Origin of the sequence: Streptomyces sp. NPDC004134, assembly GCF_042874195.1 — a bacterium.
In the GTDB taxonomy this organism is placed as follows: Bacteria; Actinomycetota; Actinomycetes; order Streptomycetales; family Streptomycetaceae; genus Streptomyces.
This window is the reverse complement of record NZ_JBIAMS010000025.1, coordinates 15,192-38,762: the sequence shown is the minus strand read 5'-3', so window position 1 is coordinate 38,762 and position 23,571 is coordinate 15,192. Positions and strand designations below refer to the sequence as shown.

Annotated in this window: 20 protein-coding genes and 1 pseudogene; 10 read left to right on the top strand and 11 right to left on the bottom strand. The window is 71.5% G+C overall.

Annotated elements, in window-relative coordinates; genetic code table 11:
• Positions 1-69: 69 nt before the first annotated feature.
• The 5 genes from fxsT to ACFYVJ_RS27015 all read right to left on the bottom strand — a co-directional run bounded on the left by fxsT (position 70) and on the right by ACFYVJ_RS27015 (position 8,998).
• The gene (fxsT, locus tag ACFYVJ_RS27035; protein ID WP_388896479.1) at positions 70-4,719 is read right to left on the bottom strand and encodes an FxSxx-COOH system tetratricopeptide repeat protein; all 4,650 of its coding nucleotides are present in this window, start codon (positions 4,717-4,719) and stop codon (positions 70-72) included.
• Positions 4,716-5,846, bottom strand: coding sequence for an AAA family ATPase (locus ACFYVJ_RS27030; RefSeq protein ID WP_388896476.1), 1,131 nt, complete (start codon positions 5,844-5,846; stop codon positions 4,716-4,718). The genes fxsT and ACFYVJ_RS27030 overlap by 4 nt, the downstream gene beginning before the upstream one ends.
• Positions 5,843-7,321, bottom strand: a complete 1,479-nt coding sequence (locus ACFYVJ_RS27025; protein WP_388896473.1) for a hypothetical protein — start codon at positions 7,319-7,321, stop codon at positions 5,843-5,845. The genes ACFYVJ_RS27030 and ACFYVJ_RS27025 overlap by 4 nt, the downstream gene beginning before the upstream one ends.
• A gap of 63 nt (positions 7,322-7,384) precedes the next feature.
• The gene (locus tag ACFYVJ_RS27020; protein WP_388896470.1) at positions 7,385-8,287 is read right to left on the bottom strand and encodes a trypsin-like peptidase domain-containing protein; all 903 of its coding nucleotides are present in this window, start codon (positions 8,285-8,287) and stop codon (positions 7,385-7,387) included.
• A gap of 273 nt (positions 8,288-8,560) precedes the next feature.
• Positions 8,561-8,998, bottom strand: coding sequence for a cupin domain-containing protein (locus ACFYVJ_RS27015; protein WP_388896467.1), 438 nt, complete (start codon positions 8,996-8,998; stop codon positions 8,561-8,563).
• A 409-nt stretch (positions 8,999-9,407) separates the two neighbouring features.
• Between ACFYVJ_RS27015 and uppS the strand changes: the two genes are divergently transcribed.
• Entirely contained in the window at positions 9,408-10,094 is a 687-nt protein-coding gene (uppS, locus tag ACFYVJ_RS27010) for a polyprenyl diphosphate synthase (protein ID WP_388896694.1), read from the top strand.
• Positions 10,091-11,554 carry an oxygenase MpaB family protein gene (locus ACFYVJ_RS27005; protein ID WP_388896464.1) on the top strand — a complete coding sequence of 488 codons (1,464 nt, stop codon included), beginning with the start codon at positions 10,091-10,093 and terminating at the stop codon, positions 11,552-11,554. The genes uppS and ACFYVJ_RS27005 overlap by 4 nt, the downstream gene beginning before the upstream one ends.
• A 129-nt stretch (positions 11,555-11,683) precedes the next feature.
• Here the strand turns inward: ACFYVJ_RS27005 and ACFYVJ_RS27000 are convergent, their stop codons facing one another.
• Complete coding sequence (locus ACFYVJ_RS27000; protein ID WP_388896461.1) at positions 11,684-12,184, bottom strand: MarR family winged helix-turn-helix transcriptional regulator; 501 nt, start codon at positions 12,182-12,184, stop codon at positions 11,684-11,686.
• A 109-nt stretch (positions 12,185-12,293) separates the two neighbouring features.
• On the opposite strand from ACFYVJ_RS27000, the gene ACFYVJ_RS26995 reads away from it, so the two are divergent.
• The 5 genes from ACFYVJ_RS26995 to ACFYVJ_RS26975 are packed head-to-tail and all read left to right on the top strand — an operon-like array spanning position 12,294 to position 17,477.
• Positions 12,294-13,082 carry an alpha/beta fold hydrolase gene (locus ACFYVJ_RS26995; RefSeq protein WP_388896459.1) on the top strand — a complete coding sequence of 263 codons (789 nt, stop codon included), beginning with the start codon at positions 12,294-12,296 and terminating at the stop codon, positions 13,080-13,082.
• A 53-nt stretch (positions 13,083-13,135) separates the two neighbouring features.
• Positions 13,136-13,624 carry a cupin domain-containing protein gene (locus tag ACFYVJ_RS26990; RefSeq protein ID WP_388896456.1) on the top strand — a complete coding sequence of 163 codons (489 nt, stop codon included), beginning with the start codon at positions 13,136-13,138 and terminating at the stop codon, positions 13,622-13,624.
• Positions 13,625-13,657: 33 nt separating this feature from the next.
• Positions 13,658-14,281, top strand: a complete 624-nt coding sequence (gene wrbA, locus ACFYVJ_RS26985) for an NAD(P)H:quinone oxidoreductase (RefSeq protein WP_388896453.1) — start codon at positions 13,658-13,660, stop codon at positions 14,279-14,281.
• Positions 14,282-14,324: 43 nt separating this feature from the next.
• Complete coding sequence (locus tag ACFYVJ_RS26980; protein ID WP_388896451.1) at positions 14,325-15,962, top strand: MFS transporter; 1,638 nt, start codon at positions 14,325-14,327, stop codon at positions 15,960-15,962.
• A 39-nt stretch (positions 15,963-16,001) separates the two neighbouring features.
• Entirely contained in the window at positions 16,002-17,477 is a 1,476-nt protein-coding gene (locus ACFYVJ_RS26975) for an MFS transporter (protein ID WP_388896448.1), read from the top strand.
• Between the two features lie 184 nt (positions 17,478-17,661).
• On the opposite strand, the gene ACFYVJ_RS26970 is transcribed toward ACFYVJ_RS26975, so the two are convergent.
• Complete coding sequence (locus tag ACFYVJ_RS26970) at positions 17,662-18,327, bottom strand: HAD family hydrolase (protein ID WP_388896444.1); 666 nt, start codon at positions 18,325-18,327, stop codon at positions 17,662-17,664.
• Between the two features lie 147 nt (positions 18,328-18,474).
• On the opposite strand from ACFYVJ_RS26970, the pseudogene ACFYVJ_RS26965 reads away from it, so the two are divergent.
• The 3 genes and pseudogenes from ACFYVJ_RS26965 to ACFYVJ_RS26955 form a co-directional block, all read left to right on the top strand.
• Positions 18,475-18,606, top strand: a pseudogene (locus ACFYVJ_RS26965) (ArsR family transcriptional regulator); the annotation flags it as partial.
• A 310-nt stretch (positions 18,607-18,916) separates the two neighbouring features.
• Positions 18,917-20,617 carry an L-aspartate oxidase gene (locus ACFYVJ_RS26960; RefSeq protein WP_388896691.1) on the top strand — a complete coding sequence of 567 codons (1,701 nt, stop codon included), beginning with the start codon at positions 18,917-18,919 and terminating at the stop codon, positions 20,615-20,617.
• Between the two features lie 518 nt (positions 20,618-21,135).
• Positions 21,136-21,516 carry a nuclear transport factor 2 family protein gene (locus ACFYVJ_RS26955; RefSeq protein WP_388896441.1) on the top strand — a complete coding sequence of 127 codons (381 nt, stop codon included), beginning with the start codon at positions 21,136-21,138 and terminating at the stop codon, positions 21,514-21,516.
• A 191-nt stretch (positions 21,517-21,707) separates the two neighbouring features.
• Here ACFYVJ_RS26955 and ACFYVJ_RS26950 read toward each other — a convergent pair whose 3' ends face one another.
• The 4 genes from ACFYVJ_RS26950 to ACFYVJ_RS26935 form a co-directional block, all read right to left on the bottom strand.
• Positions 21,708-21,959, bottom strand: coding sequence for a hypothetical protein (locus ACFYVJ_RS26950; RefSeq protein ID WP_388896438.1), 252 nt, complete (start codon positions 21,957-21,959; stop codon positions 21,708-21,710).
• 9 nt (positions 21,960-21,968) lie between these two features.
• On the bottom strand, positions 21,969-22,232 hold the full coding sequence (locus ACFYVJ_RS26945; protein ID WP_388896435.1) for a hypothetical protein: 264 nt from the start codon (positions 22,230-22,232) through the stop codon (positions 21,969-21,971).
• Between the two features lie 150 nt (positions 22,233-22,382).
• On the bottom strand, positions 22,383-22,607 hold the full coding sequence (locus tag ACFYVJ_RS26940) for a hypothetical protein (RefSeq protein WP_388896432.1): 225 nt from the start codon (positions 22,605-22,607) through the stop codon (positions 22,383-22,385).
• A 154-nt stretch (positions 22,608-22,761) separates the two neighbouring features.
• Positions 22,762-23,253: a hypothetical protein gene (locus ACFYVJ_RS26935; protein WP_388896688.1), complete on the bottom strand. Its 492-nt coding sequence runs from the start codon at positions 23,251-23,253 to the stop codon at positions 22,762-22,764.
• Positions 23,254-23,571: the final 318 nt, after the last annotated feature.

Here is a 23,571-nt window from a genome sequence, read left to right as displayed (position 1 = left end):
CTCCGCCACACCATGCCGGCGTAGCCGGAACACTCACCTCCGTAGCGGAGAGCGTGCCCCGGCCCGCCTTCAGATCACCATGACCTCCGCGTCGCAGTCGGCACGGTCGCCGCGCGTGGCCGCGGTCGTCGCGGGGTGCGCCTGCCCCAGGCTCTGCCGCATGCTGGAGAGCGCGGCGGCGTAGAGCGTCTCGGCCCGCTTGCTCTTGCCGAGCGTACGCAGATCGGCGGCGAGGTTCAGGGCGCAGGCGAGCGTCGTCGGGTGACTCGCGCCGAGCGCCTGGTGGGTACGCCGGTAGGTGTCCTCGTCCAGCTCGGCCGCCGCCTGGTCCTGCCCCTGGCGGGACAGGTCGCTGGCGAGGTTGATGGCCGCGGCCAGCGTGTAGGGGTGCTCGGGGCCCAGGGTGGAGCTCAGCCCGTCGACCGCCTCCTGGTCGAGCGCGAGCGCCTGCTCGGTCTCCCCGAGGTGGCGCAGCGCGACGGCGAGGTTGGTGCCGACCGCGTAGGTGTACGGGTGCGTGTCGCCGAGGTTCCGGCGCAGCCGCTCCAGCAGCTCCTGCCCACTCCTGCGGGCCTCTTCGACCTCGCCGGCCTGGCGCTGGGCGATGGCGAGGCTGGACGCCGCGCACTGGGTGTCGAAGTGGTCGTCGCCGTAGCGGCGCCGGTAGCGCTGCCACGCCTCGTGGCAGGCTTCGAGCGCGCCTTCGTGGTCGCCGGCCTTGCGCCGCGCGACGCCGAGGTGCCGCAGCGCGAGCAGGGTGGCGGGTGTCTCGATGCCCGCCAGTTGCTCGAACCGCGTCGAGTTGATCTCCTGCACCTCGCTGGCCCCGACGTAGTCACCGCACTCCCGCAGGTCGACCGCGAGCAGGCTGCCGAGGAGCAGGGTGAGGAGCGCGTTCTCCCCCAGCACCTCGACGGCGAGCTGGAGGGTCACGGCGTCGAGGTCGCGGGCCGTCTGGAAGTCGCCGACGGTGCGCAGCGCCGTGCCGTAGTCGACGGCGCTGCCCAGGGTGTACGGGTCACGCTCGCCGAAGGAGCGCATGGCGCGGTCGTAGGCGTCCTTGTTGAGCTTCACCGACGACTCGAAGTCACCGGCGGCACGCAGGTCGACGGCCACCGCGCGGGCGGCGAGCAGGGTGTCCTCGTGCGACTCGCCGGCGATCCGGCGGAGCCGGTCCAGGCTGTCCTTGTTCAGTTCCGCGGCTTCGGCGTACCGGCCCAGGGAGCGCAGCGCATGGCCGACATGGCGGGCCACGGACAGCGCCTGCGAGTCGTCGGGGCCGTGCGTCTGCCGCCATGTCGTCAGCGCCTCTGTGCCGAGTTCGCGGCACGCCTCGTGGTCTCCCCAGGTGTAGAGGTACACGACGGTGTTGGCCACGAGGCCGCGGACCCAGCGGTCCTCGCTCTTGACCGCGTCGGACGCCCGGATGTGCGGCAGCAGTTCCGCGTACCTGGCCCAGTTCGCGGTGACGCCGGGCTCCCTCGGGTCGCCGCCGGCCATCAGCAGGTGCGCGGCGTCGCGCATGGAGACGCGCTCGTCCTCGGTCATCTGGTCGATGAGCACCGCCTGGACCAGCCGGTGGAGCTGGATGCTGTTGGTGCGGTGGTCGATACGGGCGAGGGCGTACCGGTTGACCTCGCGGAGTGCGTGGCCGAGCCGGATCGGGTCGCTCAGCACGTCGCCGAGCAGGCCCGGCAGGGAGGCGTTGCGCCCCGCCATGAACAGGGTCCTGGAGACGGGCTCCGGCGCGAAGTAGGCGCACACCTGGAGAAGCTGGAGGGCGGCGGGGTTGGTGTCGCGGAGGCGGTCGAGCGATACGTTCCACGCGGCCGCCACCGGGAGCTGGTAGTCCATCGGCGGGGCGAGTTCGAGGAGTTCGCTGCGGCGGTTCACGAACTCCGCCCGCTTGCCCTGGAAGAGTTCGAGATATTCCTCGGCCGGCATGCCGGTCTCGGCAAGCCAGACCGCGGCCTGCTCGATCGCCAGCGGCAGGTCGCCGAGTTCCTCTGACAGGTGGTCGGCCTGCCGGTCGGTCAGCTCGGGACCGCGGCGCCGCAGCAGCGCGACGCTCTCGTCACGGGCGAAAACGTCCACCTCGATAGTCCGCGCCATGTTGACCCATTGTCCGTTCCGGGAAGTGACGAGAATCCGGCCCGTACCGCCCTGGGGGAAGAAGGGGAGCACGGACTCGGGATTTTCGGCGTTGTCGAATACGAGTAGCCAATTGCGGTACGGCTCGCCCAGCCGGAGCGCTTCCAGCACCGCGGGAATCGCGGTGTTGGCCTCCGCCCCGGTCGGAAGTCGCAGCCGCTGCGCCAGGTCCACGTATCCCGCGCGGATCTGAGCAGGCTGCCCGGCCGGAATCCACCAGACGATGTCGTACTCCGAACTGTGCCGGTAGGCATACTCGATCGCAATCTGGGTTTTTCCGACTCCGCCCATCCCGTGCAGCGTCTCCGGCAGCACCGCGGTGGTCCCCTGCGTCAGCCTGTTGTGCAAATCGCGGAGCGCGTCGACGCGGCCGATGAAGTTGACATTGCGGGGCGGCACATTACCCCAGACAGGGGGTGGACTGCCGGACTTGCGCCGGTCGGCGATGGCCCGCTCCACCACTCCCGGCCGCGGCAAGTGCCTTCCCACCGTCGCACCCGATTCGAGATCGGATGCCCCGCTATCGTTCCTGGACAGTGGACTCTCCGCTGCTTCAGCCGGGGTGCCGGGATCAATTAAGGGATTCTCGGGCACAGCAACCGCCTCATATCGTAGCGTAACGGACTTATCAACAGGAGCAGTGCGCGAGCGCGAGTCGCCGCCGGAGCGCGTCACCGGCTCGCCCCCGGAAGCCCGCAGACTGCTCAACCGGCCCGCCCACGGGCGGTAGGGCCCGGACAGCGCGTGCAGCGCCCGGACGACCGGAGCGTAGTAGTCCCAGTGCTCGTCCCCCGCCGGCATGCGCACCTCGCCGGCCACCCGCGAAGGTTCCGCCAGCACTTCGCCCAGCTTCCGCAGCTCGGGCAGCGAGGGCGTGAGGTGGTCGATGACCCGGCGCATCACCTCGGCGGTCTCCGTCCGCCGCCCCGAGGCCAGCAGTTCCTCGGCGACCCCCGGCAGGAACGTGTAGCGCACGGTGTCGAGGGCCGCGTCCCCGGCGGCGGCCGCCTCCGTGGCGACCAGCAGGCCCGACGTGATGACCTCGGCGAGATCGGCGGGGCGGGAGCCCGGTTCTGCGAAGAACTGGACCATCTCCATGACCGGAAGGGACAGCGGTGCGACCGCCAGGTGCCGGGCCAGCCGGAACGCCACCGGTGAGGCGGCGGCGCGGAAGCCGACGACCCGCTCGGCGGGGGTGGGCAGCGAACTCTCCACCTCGTCGTCGTCCGCCTCGGGGACCGCGGACAGCACCCGGGCGCCCGCCCACTCGCCGCGCTCGCCCGTCAGCAACTGCGCCCAGCGGCCGAGCCAGCGCGGCTCCAGGCCGACCACGGGGACGACCGGCTCCTGCGGACCGGCCCCGGTGCCGGGCTCCGCGCCGGTCGCGAGCCAGGGCTCGGCCTGCTCCGCCACGATCCGCAGCCCGGACGCCCGCAGCCGTGCGGGGCGCGTACCGAGCCAGGTTCTGTGCCACGACAGATGTGACAGCAAATGAGTGATGACGACGGGGACGCTTTCGCCCCAACGGGTGACGAGGCGCTGGCCCGCACCCGAGCGCCAGGCAGGCCCTATCCCGTCGGTGAGCACCATGACGATCCGGCGGCCGGCCGCCGCCGGATCGAGAAGGCCGTAAGCCGGCCCGCCGCTGCCCGGGCCGCGCAGGGCGAGCCGCGAGTCCTGCTCCGCGTCGGTGTCCAGCAGCCGGACGGTGACCGTACGGAACGCTCCGATGCTACGCAGCAGGTCGGAGAACTCGGCCACGGTGTGCCGCCACACGGCCATCGACGCACCGGCGTCGACGACCAGCACGAGGTCGAGCCACCGCTCCCGGGCCGGGCGGAACCGGGGCAGCCGCGGCTCGGGCTCGACGAGTGCGTCCGCGGTGGCCTCCTCGTCCAGCTCCGTCGCGTGCACCGAGGGGACCGTCCGGCGTAAAGGGCGTAACGACCGCTCCAGGAGCCGGTGGTCGGTCAGCCCCGGTACGGCCGGCCAGGCGACCGGCGCCTCCTCGGCAGGGACGGGGTCCGCGGACGCGGCGCCGGAGCCGGGGCCGCCGGGGCCCGTGAAGCCGTCGTGCCACGCCCCGGCCCCGCCGGGGCTGCCGTGCCCGCCGTGCCCGCCGCCGAAGCGCTCGCCTTGCGGCGACGTGCGCTGAAGCGGGAGGTGCGACCCTGCGTCGGGCACCAGCCCGCCGGCGTCGTGTCCGGGCTGACGGCCCTCGCCCGGGCGGCGGTCCTGCGCGCGGCTGTGTTCGCCCCGGGGGTGTTCGTCGTGGGGACGGCCGTCGTGGCGGGACTCGCCGGGGCGGGGCTGGTCGTGACGGGGCTGGTCGTGACGGGGCTGGTCGTGGCGGGGCTCCGGGCGGCCGGAGCGGCCGGGCGGCGGTGCGGCCCGGCGCGGGTACGCGGAACCGCCGGGCCACGGGCCCGGCGGCAGCCTGTCCGGCGGACGGGTGCGCCCGGCCAGGCACATGGCGAGCCACAGCGCGTCCGCCACCTCGCTCGGGGAGAGGTCCTCGCTGTGGAGTGGCTCCGGCGGAGGGTCGGGTGCCGTCCGCCCGGTGGTCATCCCGGCCTCGCAGCATCGAAATTGCGCCAGAGCGAGGCCAGCAGCCGCTCCCAGTCGCCGTCCGGGGTGAAGCGGTCGGAGGTCGCCAGATAGACGCTGTTGAGCAGTTGGTCAGCGGGCAGGCCGCCCTCGCGGGCGCTGCGGGCCACGAAGAGACGTACCAGCTCGTCGCCGCGACCGCCTGCTTCGAGACCGAACCTGGCGGCCACCATGGCGGCCAGCTCCTCCTCGTCGGGCACGGGCATCTCCAGGCGCAGACACCGCCGGAGCAGTGCGGGCGGGAATTCCCTCTCCCCGTTGGAGGTGATGATGATCAGCGGGAAGGCACGGCAGCGCACCCGGCCGTCGCGGATACGCGCCGTCACCCCCGGGTCGTCGGTGAGGACGGTCGCCTCGGGCTCGCGGGGAGCGCTCCGGACGAGCTCCGGAATGGTGTACTCGCCTTCCTCGAAGACGTTCAGCAGATCGTTCGGCAGATCGATATCCGATTTATCGAGTTCATCGATGAGAAGCACGCGCGGCAGCCGGTGCGGCAGAAGAGCCGTGCCGAGCGGGCCCAGTTGTATGTAGTCGCCGACCCTGGCCTTGTCCACGATCCGGTCGTCGGCGCTCTCGGCGCCCGCCTCGGCGGCGGCGCGGTAGGTCGCGGCGTCCTGGGCGCGGGCGATGGCGTCGTAGTCGTACAAACCCGACCGGAGAGTCGTTCTCGTCGTCACGGGCCAGCGCAGCACCCGGCCCAGCCGCAGTTCCCGGGTGATCCGGTAGGCGAGAGCGGACTTGCCCGAGCCGGGCCGGCCGGTGATCAGGAGGGGGCGCCTCAGATACAGGGCGGCATTCACCATGTCCGCCTCGTCCACGTTGACCGGGCGGCCGGTGCCGGAGCCCTGGCCGGCGGGGCCGATACGGCGGGTCACCTCTGCCTCGTCCTCGGGCGGACGCGGCTGCAGCGGCTCGCCGTCGAATCTGCGCCACGGCGGCGGGCCCATCAGCACCTCGTCGAGATCACGCGCGGCGAGCTTCCCGCCGTCGCCGCGGTACACCCACCACGCAGGGGGGTTGCCGGCAGGGCCGGTCCCGCCGCCGGTGACCGGATCCGGCCCTTCGCGGGTAGGCCGATCGTCATTCATCGCTCTGTCCTCCCCATGACCCTCGGCGACTGCCGACGCGTCGGCTGCGTATAGATGTTGCCCGGGTCGTCGTGGAGCAAAATCACCCCGCCCCGGATCTGCGAACCCCGCCACTCGTGGACGCGCGCCGGCAGGCCGGCGATCACCCCGCCGTCGAACAGGTGCTCCGCGAGCGCGTGCACGACGTCCCCTTCCGCGCTGTCGTTGTGCCACAGCATCGCGGGGATTCCCTCGCGTAACGCCACGTCGTAGGCGTGCGGTGCGGCGGCGCGGGGCCGGCGCGGCGCATCGGCCAGGGCGACCGCGACGACGCGCGTGTCCGTGTCCTTGTTCAGGATGTCCTGGAGGCCGGCGGCGCCGATTCCCTCCGGGCCGCCGCAGAGTTGCCATCCGCAGTCGCCGGGATTCTCGCTCATCGTCCGCCAGCGGCGGTTCCACACCCGTTGCAGCGTCCGGTCGCGCTGCCGCTCCAGACACCGCAGCACGACGGGGTAGTGCTGGACTATGGGCCGCGGCAGCCCCGACTCGCGGTGGGTGGCCCATTCGTCGACGGGCAGCCAGATCAGCTCCCGGCCGAGCAGGAACTCCACCTGGACCTGGATGTCGAGGCTCGCCAGCGTGTCCTCGCCGGCGGCGATGACCTCCGCAACGGCGCTCTCCAGCTCCTCGCCCGTGCACCGGTAGTGCGCGTAACCGGGGACCGCGGAGGACGACGCGTCCTCCTTCGTCCAGGACGACAGCACGTACTCGTCCGTCTCCACGTCGAACCACTCGACCTGTATGGCGAGATAGGCGGTGGGCTCGCCGGCGGACGGCGGCACCGGAGCCAGGGTGCGGCGCAGTTCCTCCCACGCGGGGAGCAGGCCGAGCGCCGTCGCCACCGCGGCGTTCCAGTCGCGCAGCGGGCGGGCGGGCCCGGCGGGCGCGAACGCGGCGACGTGTTCGACGTAGACCATGCAGGGCAGCAGGCCGTCGGAGCGCGCGTTCGCCTCCAGCAGGTGCTCGAAGGCGCGCAGGACGTCGGGGGGACCGGGGGGCAGCCGCTCGTAGACGCCGCGCGCCGCCCGGTGCAACTCCGCGACAGGCAGCCCCGGGAGCCCGGCCAGCCCGGTCAGCAGCCCGCGGATCTCCGCCAGTTCCTCCGTGGTCAGCACCGGCTGGGCGGGCACCTCGAAGACCAGTTGCCTGAACGCCTCGGTGGACCGGGCCTCGGGGGCCAGGAACTCGATCGAGTCGGCGAGCGCCCTGAGACCGCCCCTGCGGTCCTGCAGATACCGGACCACCTCGTATAACTGCCCGCGCGGTGCCGAGACCGTCCGCAGCACGGCGACAAGGTTGACGCTCAGCCGGTCCCCCGTGATCTCCAGGCACTGCCGGCGCAGTTCAATGTCGCTCATCGGTCTGGTCCGTTCCAGGGCCTCGACGAGTCTGCTCACACGCTGCCAGTCCGACTGCCCACTGAGAGCGTGTGTCATGCGAACCCCCTTTGGCCCTGCGGCCCGAGACGAAACCGATCGCGTCTGAATCCCGCCGCCCGCTCATGCCGGCGCCTCGCCCTTGAAGCGCCGGACGGCATCCGCCACGGACCGCGCGGCCGCCGATCTCCCGACCAGGTCTTCGATGGCCTGTACGAGTTCGTCGACTCCCCCGTCGTAGTCGGTGCTGGTCCGCACGATCTGATACATGTGCGGCACCGGCTCCGCACGCTCGGCGATCAGCAGCCGGATCTCGGGCCGCAGCAGCGACACGAGGTCCTGCCGGCCGGAGAGGGACGCGAAGAGCGGAATCGCCAGGATGAAGTGCGCCAACTGGGTGCACTGGCGCGGCGACAGCTCATACGTGCCGTTCGAGCGCCCTTCGACCGGACTTCCGAGCATCCCCGCGAGCGGGCGCCACTCACGGGCGACAGCGCCCAGGGGGAACATCCAGGAGAGCTGCTCACGCCCGGGCCCGTACACCGCGACGAGCAGCCCCACGACGCTGCGCAGCCGCGGGTCCCACACCCCCGCGCCGCTGAAGCCCTGCTGTACGGGGACGCCGCCCCCGCCCGCGCCGTCGAGCTGCCGCCAGGCGTGGTTCGGCCCACCGGCGCCGGAGACCCGGACGTCGCGCCACACCCCGTCCGCCAGCCCCGGGTTGGGATACCCGTAGACGCTGACTGCCCCCGGCTCCGCCCCCTCCCCCGCGGCCAGCGCCGCCGGCCGGGCGGCGGGCGGCGGCTCACCGGACTCCAGCGCGAGGACGGCGATGTCGCCGGAGCGCGCCGCGGGCGGGAACCAGCCGCCCGGCACCACCCGGGCGGGCCGCGGCTTGAGGTCACCGACGGCGGAGAAGTCGGCGTCGACGGGGCGGCCGGGCACGGAGGGGTCAGCCTCGGACCGCCCGAGGGCGGTGTCGACGACGTGGGCACAGGTCAGGATCAGTCCACCGGGAAGCAGCACCCCGGCACCGCACACGACGTCGCGACCAGGGATGCATAACCTGACCCGCCACTCGCCCGACACCTTTCGCCCCCTCTGCGCCACGTGCACGGCTCCGCCAGTGCCTGCGAACGCCCGTACGCCAGACCTGAGAGCGTAGTGAAAAGGCTACGCACACCAGGGCGGTTAGGCGAGATCCCGACCAACTGATTCGACCGGTACCCGGACAGCAAAAACCTGCGACTACCGGGGGCCGGCCGCACCGGCCCTCCGGGCGTCGGTGGGTCCAGTCCGCTACGGCAAGTCGCAGCCGGGGTCGGGGGCGTCCTCCGACAGCGGTGCACCGTGAGGGAGGACGTAGAGCACGTCCAGGACGACGGGTGTGGTGCCGAGATTGCGCCCGATGTGGACGTTCTGCGCACCGGACGGTTCGGTCAAGGCACTTCCCGCCTCGTAGACGCCGTCGGACTTGCACGCGGAGTCGAAGTGGCTGAGCGTCCCCTCCTCGACGAAGCCGTACAGAGTGCCGTCATGGAAATGCCAGCCGGTGCCCTGACCGGCAGGGATGGTGATTCGACGCAAGATGTGGTCCTTGCCGCCCACCGTCGTCTGCGCAATGGTCTTTCCCGTCACGCCAGGACCACCCGGCGTCGCCCCGGCCGTGGCGACACCCGCCAGCGTTGCCGTCGCGACGGCAGCCGCGACCATTCCCGCTCGCATCCGCTTGCTCATATCGATGTCCTTCTTTCCCGGCGGCCCTCGCCGCCCGCGGAACACGTCATCGCCTGACCTCACGGTCCCGAAACACGGTGCGCGCGGCCTGTGTGCGGGTCCGCCACTCTCGCGGGCGGACGGATTCGAACGTACGAGTCGGGGGTGACGGCCACTCGTTCGGCCGTGAAGGGCCCGTTCGCGCTGTCAAACTCCCCAGAGAGAACGCGCTGTTGGGGACGTGGGCGAGGCGGGAGCGGCGAGCTGGCGCTCCGGACGGGCGGGACCGGGCATGACGGACTACGGCGTCCCGCGCGCACGCGCGGTGACGGAGGACCGGCCGAGCGTGCCGCAGCGCGGTGGCAGACCCGGCGAGCAGCGGCCCCAGGAGAAGGCCACGCGCGCCGGGCCGCGGCACGTGGCCTGCGTGATGGACGGCAACGGCCGCTGGGCGCAGCGGCGTTCGCTGCCCCGTACCGCGGGGCACCGGGCCGCGGTGACCGCCGTCATCGACGTCGTCGAGGCGGCCAGGACCAGCGGTGTGGAGTGGCTCAGCATGTACGCCTTCTCCACCGAGAACTGGAACCGCCCCGGCACCGAGGTCGAGTTCCTGATGCGTCTGGTGCGCCGGGTCGTGCGCAAGCATGCGCCGCTGCTGCTCGCGCGCGGCATCCGCTGCCGTTTCCTCGGGGTCAACGACCCCCGTATCCCCCGTGAACTGGCCCGCGACTTCTACGACGTTGCTGCGCTCACCGCCGGCAACCGCGGCATGACGCTGACCGTCGCCTTCGACCACGGCGGGCGCCGGGACATCGTCGAGGCCGCACGGTCGCTGATCCGCAGCGGGACGCCCGCCGACGAGGTGACCGAGCGGCTCTTCGCGGACCACCTGCCCTTCCCCGACACCCCCGACGTGGACCTGGTCATCCGCACCTCGGGTGAGCAGCGCATCTCCAACTTCATGCTCTGGCAGGTCGCCTACGCCGAGTGGGTGTTCCCCGAGGTCCTCTGGCCGGACTTCCGGGCCCCCGACTTCCTCGCCTCCCTGCACGCCTACCGGCGCCGCGACCGCCGCTTCGGCGACGTGCCCGCCCGGACGAACGGAGAGCCAGTATGACCACCGACACCACGGGAACGGCCGACGGGGCATCCCTGTTCGGCCCGGAATCGCAGTTCAGCGCCTTCTTCGACGACCCGCGCTGGGCCCTGGCCATCATCCGCGCCACCGTGCTGGAGGCCGCCCACCCGCAGGTCGGCGCCGCCCTCGTCGACAACTCCGTCTTCGTCGCCCACCCCTGGCGCCGACTGCGCAACACCTTCCTCAGCATGCGGCGCATGTTCGGCCCCGACCCGGCGGTACGCGCACGGGAGGCCGCCCGGCTCAACCGGCTGCACGCCCGCATGAGCGGTTCCGACTCCCGCGGCCGCGCCTACGACGCGATGGACCGTGCGACCCGCGCCTGGGTGGTCGCCACCCTCTTCGAGAGCGCCGTCACCATGTGCCGGCTCAGCGGCCAGCCGCTCGACCAGGACACGATGGAGCAGATGTACGCCGAGTACCGCGGGTACCTCGCCGCTCTCGACGGCGACGCCGCGGAACTCCCCGAGGACCTGAACGACTTCTGGCCGTACTTCGACCGGGTCGTCGAGAACGAGCTGGAGAACACCGAGGCGACCCGCGTCATCCTCTACCGGCTCTTCGACCACCTGCCCGCCCCCGCGCTGCTCGACGGCGCGCCGACGCTGTGGGCGGCCGGCCGCGCCGTCGCCGGTCCGCTCATCGGCGCCATCACCGTCGCCTCGCTCCCCGAGCCCTACCGGCGCCGGGCCGGCCTGCCCGAGATGCCCGGCGCCCCGACCCTCATGCAGGGCGCCTACCTCGCCGCGGGGCTCACCCGATTCCTGCCCAAGGGCTGGATCGACCCCGAGAACATCATCGAAGCGCTCTCACTCCGGCCCGGCAGCGACGACCCCCGCGCCCGTACGGTCACCGCGCTGCGCACCCGCATGAAGCAGGCATCAGCGCTGCTCCGCCTCCTCACACCACTGAGCGGCGACACCGGCCCCGGCCCGGCACCATCGGCGGCCACGGAGGGGAACCGACGCTCGGCGGAGGAGTTCTTCCGCCGGGTGCTGGACCAGACCGGCGACGGCCACCTCGACTGGCCCGACCTCGCCGCGATGGCACGCGAACTCTCCACCCGCCTCGACCTGGACGAACCCGAGGAGGCCCGACTCTACGACGCCTTCGCCGCCTGGTGGCGCGAGCTCCAGGCCGCCCTGGACACGGACGGCGACGGCCGCGTCAGCGCCGAGGAGTACGCCGCCGCCGTTCCGTCCCTCGCCGGACCGGCGCTGATCCGCGTCGCCGAGGTCCTCTTCGACGCCACCGACAAGGACGGCAGCGGAAGCATCGACGCGGACGAGTACCGCGCCCTCTTCCGCACCGCCTTTCACCGCGACCTGACCACCACCGACGGCGCCTGCGGCCGGAGCGCCTTCGTGGGCGACTTCCTCTCCTTCATGGCGGGCCGCCGCACGAGCACCCCGTACGACCCGCTCCTCGCCGACGCCTGAGGAGCAACCCCGACGTACGCGCGGCCCCCGGGACGGGATGGGGCGAGCCGCGCTCCGGCCCAACCGGCACCCCGGCCGCCGTGACCGCTGCGCCACGGTCCGGCCGGGAGCCGGCGGCGGAACCCGCGGTCAGCGGGCAGGAGTGTCGCCGTGGGATTCGAGCACCGCGGCGAGCGTAGCCGCGAGGCGCCGGCGATCCTCCAGGTCGAGGCCGTGCAGCAGGCGGGCCTCGTTGGCCAGGTGGAGGGGGAGGATCCGGTCGATCACCTCCAGGCCGTTCGGGGTGAGGCGGATCTTGACGGAGCGGCGGTCGATCGCGTCGGGCACGCGGGTGACCAGGTCCTTGGCGGCCATGCGGTCGACCCGCAGGGTGATGGCCCCGGTGGTGACGAGCGAGGACTTGAGGAAGGTCTTCGCGGTCAGCTCGTAGGGCTCCCCCGAGCGGCGCAGCGTGGACAGGATGTCGAACTCGCCCGGTTCGAGGCCGTGTTCGGCGAGGAAGTCCTTGATCTCCTTGTCCCACAGCCGGGACAGCCGCATGATCCGGCCGACGACCGCGATCGGCGTGAAGTCGAGATCGGGGCACTCCCGGTGCCACTGCTCCAGCACTGACTCCACCGCGTCCGCCATGGGGCCTCCAGTCGCGTCGTAGATAGCTTAGCGCTCATTTAATTGACACTCACCTAACCGCCACATATCTTAGCACTCACTTAATCAGCTCTCACCGAAGGAGACGGCTGTGCCGTTCACCGCTGCCCGCAGCTCCCGCGTCCACTACGAAGCCGACGGCCGGGGCCCCGGCCCCGCACTCGCCCTGGTGCACGGCGTCGGCGGCGACGCCGAGAAGGTCTTCGGCAACGTCGTCGGCCACTTCGCCGGCACCCGTACCGTCGTCCGGCCCAACCTCAGCGGCAGCGGCCGGACCGAGGACGACGGTGCGGAGCTGACCGTCGACCTGGTCGCCGACCAGGTCACGGCTGCCGTACGCGACGCCTCCGCCGGTCCCGTCGACCTGCTCGGCTTCTCCCTCGGCGCGGTCGCCGCCGCCGCGGTCGCCGCCGCCCACCCCGGGCTGGTACGCCGGCTCGTGCTCGTCGGCGGCTGGACGCACTCCGGCGGACCACGCGACGCGTACTACTTCGAGACCTGGCGCAAGCTGCTCACCACCGACCGCGAACTGCTCAAGCGGTTCTCGGCGCTGACCGGGTTCAGCCGCGCGACGCTGGACCTCTTCGGCCACGAGGGACTGGCCCAGTCGCTGGCCGACCCCTGGCCGCCGGCGGGCATCGCCCGCCAGATCGACCTCGCCGGACAGGTGGACATCAGGCCGCTGCTCCCCGCGGTCACCGCGCCCACGCTCGTCGTCGGCTTCGGCGGCGACGCCATGATCCCCGTCGAGGGCTCCCGGCAGCTCCACGAGGGCATCGCGGGCAGCCGGCTGGTGGAGATCCCGGACGCGGGCCACATGGACTGGTTCGCCGACCCCACCGAACTCGTCAAGCTCACCCGCGACTTCCTGGACGGCTGACCCCGGCTCCCGACGCTTCCGTCCCGACCTTCCCGTACGCCCCAGGAGTGACCGTGTCCTACCCCGACCCCCGCTACTTCGGTGCACGCGGCGAGACCAACGCCGACTTCCGCCCCGCGACCGCCCCGCCCGACTTCGTCTCCGGGTCCGCCGCCCGGGGCACCGCCTACCACTACCTGTCCACCACCGTCTCCACCGGCGGCGAATACGGCCTGTACCGGGTGGACATGGGTCCGGAGTTCGGCGGGCCCAGCACCCACTTCCACAAGGCCATGTCGGAGTCCTTCTTCATCCTGTCCGGCACCATGCGGCTCTTCGACGGCCGGCGCTGGCTCGACGCCACCCCGGGCGACTACCTGTACGTGCCGGTCGGCGGGCTGCACGCCTTCCGCAACGAGTCCGGCGAACCCGCCTCCATGCTCATGCTCTTCGCCCCGGGCGCGCCCCGCGAGGACTACTTCGAAGGCGTCACCCAGCTCGACGGCCTCAGCGAAGAGGAGCGGGCGGAGTTCTTCGTACGCCACGACAGCTTCTTCGTCTAGTTCCCGTCGATCACGCAAACGGAGACCAACCCCATGACCAACGTGGCCGTTATCTACTACTCCTCCACCGGCAATGTCCACAGCATGGCCCGGGCCGCCGCACAGGCTGCCGAGAAGGCCGGTGCCCGCGAGGTGCGGCTGCTGAGGGCAGCCGAACTCGCCCCCGCCGCGGCCGTCGAGAGCAACCCCGACTGGGCCCGGCACGCCGCCGCCACCGCGGACGTCGCCGAGGCGACCGTGGCCGACGTGGAGTGGGCCGACGTCATCCTCTTCGGCACCCCGACCCGGTTCGGCCTGCCCGCCGCGCAGTTGAAGCAGTTCATCGATTCCACCGGCGGCCTGTGGTTCCAGGGCAGGCTCGTGAACAAGGTCGTCTCCTCGTTCACCTCCACCGCGACGTGCCACGGCGGCCAGGAGAGCACCCTGCTGGCGCTCAACAACACCTTCTACCACTGGGGTTCGATCATCGTCCCGCCCGGCTTCGCCGACCCCGTCCAGTTCGACGCGGCCAACGGCAACCCCTACGGGGCGAGCAGCATCTCCGGCGACAGCCCCGACAACGTCGCCGAGGCGAACCTCGCCGCCGTCGGATTCCAGGCCCGCCGCGCGGTCGAGACCGCCGCCGCGCTGCTGCGCGGCCTCGCCACCGCCGCCTGACCGGCCCAGCCGCACCCAACCCACCCCCGGAAGGCGGATTCCCATGCCACCGACCGCCGGCGCGACCGCGCCGCCCGCCAAGGCCGGTGCCCGGCAGTGGCTGGGCCTGGCCGTGCTCGCCCTGCCCACGATCCTGCTCGCGCTCGACCAGAGCGTGCTCTTCCTGGCCCTGCCGCACCTCGCCGAGTCCCTGCGGCCCACCGGCAGCCAGACCCTGTGGATCATGGATATCTACGGCTTCATGATGGCCGGGTTCCTGGTCACCATGGGCACCCTCGGCGACCGTATCGGCCGCCGCAGGGTGCTGATGATCGGCGCCACCGCGGTCGGCGCCGCGTCCGTCGCGGCCGCCTACGCGCCCAGCACCGAGATGCTGATCGTCACCCGCGCCCTGCTGGGCCTCGCCGCCGCGGGACTCATGCCGTCCACGCTCTCCCTGATCAGCAACATGTTCCCCGACCCGGGGCAACGCGGCCGGGCCATCGCGGTGTGGGCCAGCTCGTTCATGGCGGGCACGGCGCTCGGGCCCGTGATCGGCGGCGTGCTGCTCGAATACTTCTGGTGGGGGTCCGTCTTCCTGCTGGGCGTGCCCGTCATGGTCGCGCTGCTGATCGCCGCGCCCTTCCTGCTCCCCGAATACCGCGACCCCGCGGGCGGCCGGCTCGACCCGGTCAGCGTGGTGCTGTCGCTCGGCGCGATCCTGCCCGTCGTCTACGGGCTCAAGGAGTTCGCCCGCCTCGGCTGGCAGCCGCTGTCCCCCGCGGCCCTCGCCGCCGGCCTCGTGATCGGCACGGTCTTCGTACGGCGCCAGCGGACCCTGGCCCACCCGCTCCTGGACCTGCGGCTGTTCCGCTACCGCGCCTTCACCGTCTCGCTCCTGGTGCTGATGCTCACCATGACCACGATGGGCGGCAGTTACCTCTTCATCACCGGCTTCCTGCAGATGGTCCAGGGCCTGTCGCCGATCGAGGCCGGGCTGTGGATGGTGCCCTCCGCGCTCGCCTCGATCGCGGCGGCCATGACCGCACCCGCGCTGGCGAAGCGGCTGTCGGCGGGCGCGGTGATCGCGGGCGGACTCGGCGTCGCCGCCGCGGGCTACCTGCTGCTCGCCCTCGTCGGCGCCGAGGGCGGACTGCCGCTGCTGGTCACCGGCTTCGTCCTGGCCTTCTTCGGCACGGGCCCGATCGGCGCGCTCAGCCAGAACCTCGTCATCAGCTCCGCGCCGCCGGAGAAGAGCGGCTCGGCCGCGGCCATGTCCGAGACCAGCGGCCAACTGGGCGTGTCCCTCGGCATCGCCGCACTGGGCAGCCTGGGCGCCGCGGTCTACCGGACGGAGATCACCGTGCCGCAGCAGGTGCCCGCGGAGGACGCCGAGGCGGCGCGCGGCGGCCTGGAGAGCGCACTGGCGACGGCGCAGGGCCTGCCCGACCGGCTCGGGGACCAGGTGCTGACCGCCGCGCGTGACGCGTACACCAGCGGCCTCAACGCCGTCGGGATCACCTGCGCCGCGCTTGTCGCGGGCACCGCGGTCCTCACCGCGATGTCCCTGCGCGGTACGGACGCGGCGGAGCCGCCGGAGGCGGGGCGGGCCACCGCGGAGCCGCCGGAGGAAGAGGAGGAGGAGCGGGCCGGAGCCGTCTCCGTACGGCCCGGCCGGCACGCGGCGGCGCGGCGCACCTGAGCAGCACCCACCGACATCGCGAACGTGAAAGGCGTACCCATGCCCTCCGCACCCTCCCAGCCCCGCCTCCGGCGGCCGGGGTGGAGCCTGGCGCTGCTGGCGCTCGGCCACCTGATCATCAGTCTCGACTTCACCATCGTCTACGTGGCGCTGCCCGACATCGCCGCCGACATCGGCTTCACACCGCACTCCCTGCAGTGGGTGGTCACCGCGTACGCGGTCCTCTACGGCGGGTTCCTGCTCCTCGGCGGGCGGCTGTCCGATCTCCTGGGCCGCCGCCGGATGTTCGTGCTCGGCATGACGCTGTACGGCACTTCCTCCCTGCTCGGCGGCCTCGCCACGACGCCGGCGGTGCTGCTCGCGGCCCGCGGGCTGCAGGGCCTCGGCGGAGCGGTGCTCTTCCCCGCGGTGCTGGCCCTCGTCAACACCGCCTTCACCGAGGGCAGACAGCGCGACCGCGCGCTCACGATATGGGCCATGGCCGGCGCCGCCGGGCTCACCGCGGGGTCCCTGGCCGGCGGCGTGCTCACCCAGACGCTGGGCTGGCAGGCCGTGTTCCACGTCAACGTCCCGCTGGCCGCCCTCGGCATCGCCGCCGCCTTCGCGCTGCTGCCCGCCGACGGCCGTGCCACCCGGGGCAGCATCGACGTCCCCGGCACCCTGACCGGCACCGCGGGCGTCACCCTGCTCATCTACGCGGTCGCGCACGGCTCCGAGGCCGGCTGGACGCAGACCGAGGTACCGGCCGCCGCCGCGCTCGCGGTGCTCCTGCTGGCCGCGTTCGTCCGGATCCAGGCGCGCGGCCGGAACCCGCTGATGCCGCTGCGGCTCTTCCGCAACCGGTCGCTGAGCGGTGCCGTCGTCGTCATCCTGGTCTTCGGCCTGACGATGAACGCCGTGCCGTACTTCCTGACCCTCTACTACCAGGACGTGCTCGGCTTCAGCGCGCTGGAGACCGGACTGGCGTTCCTCGGCTCGACCCTGTCCATCACGGCGGGGAGCTTCCTCAGCGAACGGCTGATCCAGCGCACGGGCACCCGGGGCGCGCTGCTGACCGGGATCGCCGTCAACGCCCTGGGCGCCGCACTCCTCGCCCCGGGCCTGCGCGCCGAGGGGTCCGTACTGACCACGCTCGCCGGTGTCGTCGTGGTCGGCCTGGGCATGGGCAGCACCTACACGGCGATGTGGAACGCCGCGGGCACGGGCGTGGCCGAGCACGAACAGGGCCTCGCCTCCGGGGTGGCCTCCACCGCACTGCAGGTCGGTACGGCCGCCGGGCTGGCCCTGCTCGTCGCCGTCGCCAACGACGACCTCGCGGGCCTGAGCGGAGAGGCCCTGCGCGCCGCCTCCGCCGAGGGCATGCGCACAGCCGTCTACACCCTGGGCGCCGTCATGCTGCTGGCCGCCCTGGCCGCGCTGAAACTCCCCCGCCCCCGCGCGCGCCTCACCGCCCGCGGGACCCCCTCCCAGCCGGCCCCGGCCGGCGACACCGCCGAACTGCACCACGCGGACTGAACCGGCCAACGGAATCCGGACGGCGCGGCATCACAGCACGGCACAAGGGCCGCTGATGCCGCGCCGGCCGGGATCCACCACCTCATCGTCCGTGTGCCCGCCGAACTCGGCGACGCGCACCTCGGCATTGTGCTCGTGGAGAGCCACCAGAGCGAACGTCGGCTGACCGTGCCGGTCGTGGCGGTCAGCCAGTGGTGTGGACAGGGCCGGCGGTGTGCCTGCCAGGCGGCACGAGCAAGGGGACCAGAGCGTCCGGACGCGCGGCGACCAGGTGGGTTCCGGCACGGACACCGGCGCGTGCGCCCCATGCGGCGTGCACGCCCCGCGCCCCTGCCGCGCGGGCGCAGCCGAGGTCGACTTCGGCGTCGCCCACGTACGCGGTCGCCTCGGCCGGAACTCCGAGCCTTCGCGCGGCCAGCACCAGCCCGTCCGGCGCCGGCTTGGGCCGGTCGACCTCGTCACCGGCGACGACCACCTCGAACCGCGTGTCGATTCCGGCGGCCGCGAGCATGCTCGCGGCCACTCGCCGCGTGGCCGCCGTGAACACGCCGAGCCGCAGACCCGCGTCGCTGAGGTCGTCGAGCAGGGCGGGGATGCCGGGGAAAGGGCGCAGCCCGGCGACTGCCGGGTCCAGGTACGCGTGGAAGCGTTCGACCCCGGCGGGGCCGCATGCGCGGCCGAGGAAATGTGCCAGTACCAGTTCCGTGTGGCCGACATGCCAGCCGGCGACCACCTCATCCGGCGTCACCTGCGGGCCGCCGAGCGATCGAATCGCGTCGGCGTATGCCCGGGACACCGTGGAGACGCTGTCCAGGAGCGTCCCGTCCATATCGAAGACGACTGCACGCATGGCTCAAGATCCTGACCCCCGTGGCCCGTTGGACGCCAGGGCCGCTTGGCGGACACTGGCCCCTCCGCCTTCCGCACGGATGGTGAGAAGCATCGGCGCGGGCAGCGCGGCGAGTGCGGTCATGGCGCGCACCGCGAACGTGAGGTCATGGCGAAGGTCTGCGGCCCGGAGGATCTGCTCGTGGCCGTGACCGAAGCGGCGTCGGATCCCGCCACCTGTACGGCTCTGGAGGAAGCGGGCGTGTGGGTGGTGCGGACGGACCCGTACACCGTGCGCTGAGCGCGGCCCGGTCTCGCGGCGGGGGTGTGTGACCGGTCGCCCTTGCGGGTGTCCGGCGCGGGTCGGGCATACACAGGAAGACTCCCGTTCCATCCACGATGTCCGGGCCCGGTTCCTGTGACACGGTCGCGACCGCCGTCTCCGGAAGGGCTCGCACCCGGCCGTTGCCTCATGCGCGTGTCGGTCGGCGTGTCCGTCCGTTCATCGGATACGAACGGTGTCACAGACCGAACGCCTAGTCGGTCCTGCCGGATGACGACCCAGGCGAGCGGAGTGGACCGTGGCTCTCACCGAACGACGTCTTTCGACCATGGTGCTGGTGATCGGCACCGGAGGAGCCGGGCTGCGGGCGGCGATCGAGCTGGCCGAGGCCGGTATCGACGTCCTCGCGGTCGGCAAACGCGCCAAAGACGACCCGCACACCGTCCTCGCCGCCGGCGGCATCAACGCCGCCCTGGGCACCATGGACCCCGAGGACTCCTGGCAGCAGCACGCCGCCGACACGCTCAAGGAAAGCTACCTCCTCGCCGACCCACGCACGGTCGAGATCGCCACCCAGGGCGCCGCCCGCGGCATCGACGACCTGGAGCGCTACGGCATGGAGTTCGCCAGGGAAGCGGACGGCCGCATCTCCCAGCGCTACTTCGGCGCCCACACCTTCCGCCGGACCGCCTTCGCGGGCGACTACACCGGCCTGGAGATCCAGCGGACCCTCGTCAGACGCGCGGAGCAACTCCGCATCCCCGTACTCGACGGCGTCTACATCACCCGGCTGCTCACCCACGACGGCGCCGTGTTCGGCGCGTACGGCTTCGCCCTCACCGACGGCACCCCCCACCTCATCCACGCCGACGCCGTCATCCTGGCCACCGGCGGCCACACCCGGATCTGGCGCCGCACCTCCTCACGGCGCGACGAGAACACCGGCGACTCCTTCCGCCTGGCCGCCGAAGCCGGAGCGCGGCTGCGCGACCCGGAGCTGGTGCAGTTCCACCCATCCGGCCTCATCGCGCCAGAGAGCGCGGCAGGCACGCTGGTCAGCGAGGCGGCACGCGGCGAGGGCGGAATCCTGCGCAACGCCTCCGGGGACCGGTTCATGACCCGCTACGACCCCGACCGCATGGAACTGTCCACCCGTGACCGAGTCGCCCTGGCCTCCTATACGGAGATCAAGGAAGGGCGCGGGACGCCCAGGGGAGGCGTGCTGCTCGACGTCACCCATCTGCCGCGGCAGGTCGTCATGTCACGCCTCCCCCGCGTCTACCGGCTGCTCATGGACCTGCAGATGCTGGACATCACCCGCGAACCGATCGAGATCGCACCGACCGCGCACTACTCCATGGGCGGGGTCCTGGTACGCCCCGAGGACCACGGCACCGAGGTACGGGGCCTGTACGCCATCGGCGAAGCCGCCAGCGGACTGCACGGCGCCAACCGGCTCGGCGGCAACAGCCTCATCGAACTGCTGGTCTTCGGCCGAATCACCGCACAGGCCGCCGCGGCCTACTCGCTCTCACTGACCACCCAGACCCGCTCCCCCACCGCCGTCGCGCAGGCCCGCGAGGAAATCGACGACCTCCTCGCGGCGGACGGACCGGAGAACGTACGCGCACTGCAACGCGCCGTCCGCAACACCATGACCGAGCACGCGGGAGTCGTACGGGACGAGGAAGGACTGCGCGCCGGGCTCACCGAACTCGACGGCATCGAGGAGCGGATGCGGTCCGTCGGCATCCACCCCGACATCGCCGGCTACCAGGACCTCGCCCACGCCTTCGACCTCAAGGCCGCCGCCCTCTCCGCACGGGCCACGCTCGAAGCGGCCCTGGAACGACGCGAAACCCGCGGCTGCCACAACCGCAGCGACTACCCCGACACCGACCCGGCACTCCAGGTCAACCTCGTATGGTCCCCCACCGCCGGCATCACCCGGGAGACCGTCCCGGCCATCCCCGCCGAGATCACCGCCCTCATGCAAGAGGTCTCCAGCGAAGGAAAACTCGTCGAATAAGGAAGCCGGGCACGAATCAGCGTCGATCCCGGGGAACCCGCTGCCCAGGCCGGCCGATCTCGGCACTCGGACGCCAGGATGCCGCCCGCACTGCAGACGACGCATCCCGCACCGGGGCCTTCCCAGGCGTTCATCTGGGACCGGTCGATCTCCTGGACGTCCGGCAGCGGCATCCGTCCTTCGGGGTCCGGGACTTGGATGAGGTGCCCGAGGCCCCGTGACCAGCGCAAGCGCTGAGGACGTGTCGGGGCCGGTATGGCCGCATGCTCGACGAGTCTTTCGGTCGGCTTTCGCGTCAGTGCGGGACGCTCTGTCCATCGAGTCGGCCGAACCCCGCGGAGGATGACGTGACCCCGAACCCCGATCGACGTCGCGTACTGCGAGGTACCGCCGCCGGCGCCCTGCTCACCGGAATTTCCACGGCGGGTGCGCTCACTCCCTTCCCGGCTCAAGCGGCGCAGGACCATGTCGGCGCCGATCGGCACCGTGACCGGGTACTGCGGGTAGGGAACGCGGCGATGGACGCCTTCGACCGCGGCTGGCGCACCGGGGTCTGGTCGGGGTTCCTGGCGATGCTGACGGACGACTTCGGCTTCTGGTTTCCGGAGAACCCCGCGCGCGGAAGGTTCGAAGGAAGCGCGGGCCGGCAGGCGGTGGTCGAGTGGACGGCATTCCATGCCGCGAACGGCAATCGCGTCCTCGGTACGCGCCGCCGGACCACCGTGGCCGGAGACAGAGTCTTCTACGAGTACGACTCCGTGGGTGCGTCGGAGAACACCGCGTCATACCGGAACTGGGAGATCATCGTCGTGGAGGTCCGCGGCAACCGGATCTGCGCTCTGCAGGAGTACTGGGGCGACGCCCGCCCCGCCGCCGGCGGGGCCGTCGGGGCCCCATAGGGCCCACCGCACCTCGACGGGACTGGCAGTCGACCACGCACCCGGCAGCGGACTGATCGGTGGCAGCGGCCGAGCAGTCAGGAAAGCAGCAGGTGACCACCGTTAGGGTTGCGCTGCCGCGCCCTCGCTTCCTCCAACCCGCCTGCTGCCTGATCGCCCTCCGGCAACTCAGCTCATTGTGTTGGTCGTTGTCACATCATCGCGGCCAGGGAGGCCCTGCCTTCTGCATCGACCTGCACAGTGAAATTTTCGAGATCCAAGGTGAGCGAATCCCTGAGTTCGGGGGGGATCTCCACCTCGTGCACCGTCTCATCAGGTCCCAGTACGACTCCGACGCTGGTGGGATCCCCGGGCTTCCGCGGTTCCGGCCACAAGGCAGCTACGATCCGACCAGACCAGTTTGTCACCACTTGCAGCTTGGCGTTTCTCGATGCAGTTTCCACTCAAGCCTCCTAGCCAAGACGGACACCACAGAGCACGAATTGACAACTGCTATCGCTGTCGTTGCGCACGGTCACCCAATAGGAGATTTTTTCTGACGGGAAGTCATAAACCCCGATGTTTCGGATACCGTATGCGATGATGTCGAGGCGAATCCCGTGTGAGAACGGCTTGGCCTGGATATACTGCAGCCCTCGCCAGGTGTCACCCCAGCTAACCCAGAAATCCTTGACCTCCCCCGCCCCCAGCGACAACATTGACGTCTGCCACACCATAACGCCCTCCTCGACCGAAAAATTCAGGTGACCGCGTTCTTCTTTCCCGGCAGCCCCTGCTGATGCGGAGGTTGAGCGTTCGGTCCGGTGTGGGAACGTTGCCGTAGACCGTGTGCATGCTGCACATCGGTATCCGGTGGAGTGCAGCAGTCAGGCAGGCAGGACATCGAAGTCGTAATGTGCAGGGAGCGCGGTCTCTTGAGAATGGCCCCACTCGCGGTTGACCTCACCACGCAGTTCGAATTTGAGCGCATCTCCGGAATTATTGTTGAAACCTTGTGATCCGCCTTCGGCGTTCGCCGTTCCGGCCGCTGCTGAGCAGAAGACCAAGAATACCGTTGCAGTGACACCGATGACGCTTCCGGCCTTGCGCATGAACGCTCTCCCCAGGACACTTTGATGAAACCTCTGCGCGTGATTCGCGGGTCAAGGAATGGTCCCACTCATCGACCGTGGAGTCTTTCGCGTGCAGTGACCGGTAGATTGACGTTGCGTCCACAGGGCGGCGGTCACCGTCCATGACCTCGGGTCATACGAGGGCCGGTGTGACGAGCGGCCTCGCTGTCGATGCCGACTCGGGGCCGGCAGCGTCACACACCGCCCCCCAGGGCAGGCGTGCGCGGCGGCGGTTCGACGGGGCTGCGACCGGCCGTGGCCTCATGCGCGGGAGCCCGGAGTGGGCTCTGCGTAGCGCAGGATCCACGCGATGGTGGTCGTCGGCGGCCTGCCGGATGGTCAGGTGGGCGTAGTCGGCGCTCGGCGGGCGTGAGACGCCGAAGTAGCGGTGTTCTACTTGGAGTTGGTTTCCGCGGAGTACGGTGGCGGGTTCGGTACGGCGAGGCGTAAGCACCGCCCCGTACCCGGTGGTGTATAGGACCATCGGACGGTCGGTGGCAGTGTGCAGCAGGGTGAGCCGCTGCTCGAACGTACCGGCCGTACGGTCGGCATGGTCGACCGGCTGGCGCAGTTCCAGGACGAAGAAGCGGTATCCCGGCTCGGCGCCCGGTAGTTCCTCGATCACGCGCAGCCCGGGAAGCGCCCGAAGAGCGTCCTCAATGCCGTCGCCCCTGGGTCCGCTGCTTCCCCGGCGGCCCCCTGCTGCCGCGTACGTCGGTGCTGTGACTGCCGTGGCGGCCAGGCCCACCGCCCCCGCGGTCGTCGACAGCAGCAGATGTCGTCTCGTCCAGGCACGCATGATGATCAACCTCCCGTAGGGCGGCCGGTCTGTCCGTACGTCCAGTACAGCCGCCTCGCGCCTTAGGCAGCTCCCCCCAGCGGGGGGAGCTTCTCCCCCGTATAGGGGAGAGACCCCGGCCAGGCGTCGCCGTCTGGGCCTGAG

What these genes read in the sequence shown, in the direction of transcription:
- fxsT (WP_388896479.1), bottom strand. Translation starts at nt 4,719, where the DNA reads ATGACCACCGGGCGGACGGCACCCGACCCTCCGCCGGAGCCACTCCAC.
- ACFYVJ_RS27030 (WP_388896476.1), bottom strand. Translation starts at nt 5,846, where the DNA reads ATGAATGACGATCGGCCTACCCGCGAAGGGCCGGATCCGGTCACCGGC.
- ACFYVJ_RS27025 (WP_388896473.1), bottom strand. Translation starts at nt 7,321, where the DNA reads ATGACACACGCTCTCAGTGGGCAGTCGGACTGGCAGCGTGTGAGCAGA.
- ACFYVJ_RS27015 (WP_388896467.1), bottom strand. Translation starts at nt 8,998, where the DNA reads ATGAGCAAGCGGATGCGAGCGGGAATGGTCGCGGCTGCCGTCGCGACG.
- uppS (WP_388896694.1), top strand. Translation starts at nt 9,408, where the DNA reads ATGGACGGCAACGGCCGCTGGGCGCAGCGGCGTTCGCTGCCCCGTACC.
- ACFYVJ_RS27005 (WP_388896464.1), top strand. Translation starts at nt 10,091, where the DNA reads ATGACCACCGACACCACGGGAACGGCCGACGGGGCATCCCTGTTCGGC.
- ACFYVJ_RS27000 (WP_388896461.1), bottom strand. Translation starts at nt 12,184, where the DNA reads ATGGCGGACGCGGTGGAGTCAGTGCTGGAGCAGTGGCACCGGGAGTGC.
- wrbA (WP_388896453.1), top strand. Translation starts at nt 13,658, where the DNA reads ATGACCAACGTGGCCGTTATCTACTACTCCTCCACCGGCAATGTCCAC.
- ACFYVJ_RS26980 (WP_388896451.1), top strand. Translation starts at nt 14,325, where the DNA reads ATGCCACCGACCGCCGGCGCGACCGCGCCGCCCGCCAAGGCCGGTGCC.
- ACFYVJ_RS26975 (WP_388896448.1), top strand. Translation starts at nt 16,002, where the DNA reads ATGCCCTCCGCACCCTCCCAGCCCCGCCTCCGGCGGCCGGGGTGGAGC.
- ACFYVJ_RS26970 (WP_388896444.1), bottom strand. Translation starts at nt 18,327, where the DNA reads ATGCGTGCAGTCGTCTTCGATATGGACGGGACGCTCCTGGACAGCGTC.
- ACFYVJ_RS26960 (WP_388896691.1), top strand. Translation starts at nt 18,917, where the DNA reads ATGGTGCTGGTGATCGGCACCGGAGGAGCCGGGCTGCGGGCGGCGATC.
- ACFYVJ_RS26955 (WP_388896441.1), top strand. Translation starts at nt 21,136, where the DNA reads ATGGACGCCTTCGACCGCGGCTGGCGCACCGGGGTCTGGTCGGGGTTC.
- ACFYVJ_RS26945 (WP_388896435.1), bottom strand. Translation starts at nt 22,232, where the DNA reads ATGGTGTGGCAGACGTCAATGTTGTCGCTGGGGGCGGGGGAGGTCAAG.
- ACFYVJ_RS26940 (WP_388896432.1), bottom strand. Translation starts at nt 22,607, where the DNA reads ATGCGCAAGGCCGGAAGCGTCATCGGTGTCACTGCAACGGTATTCTTG.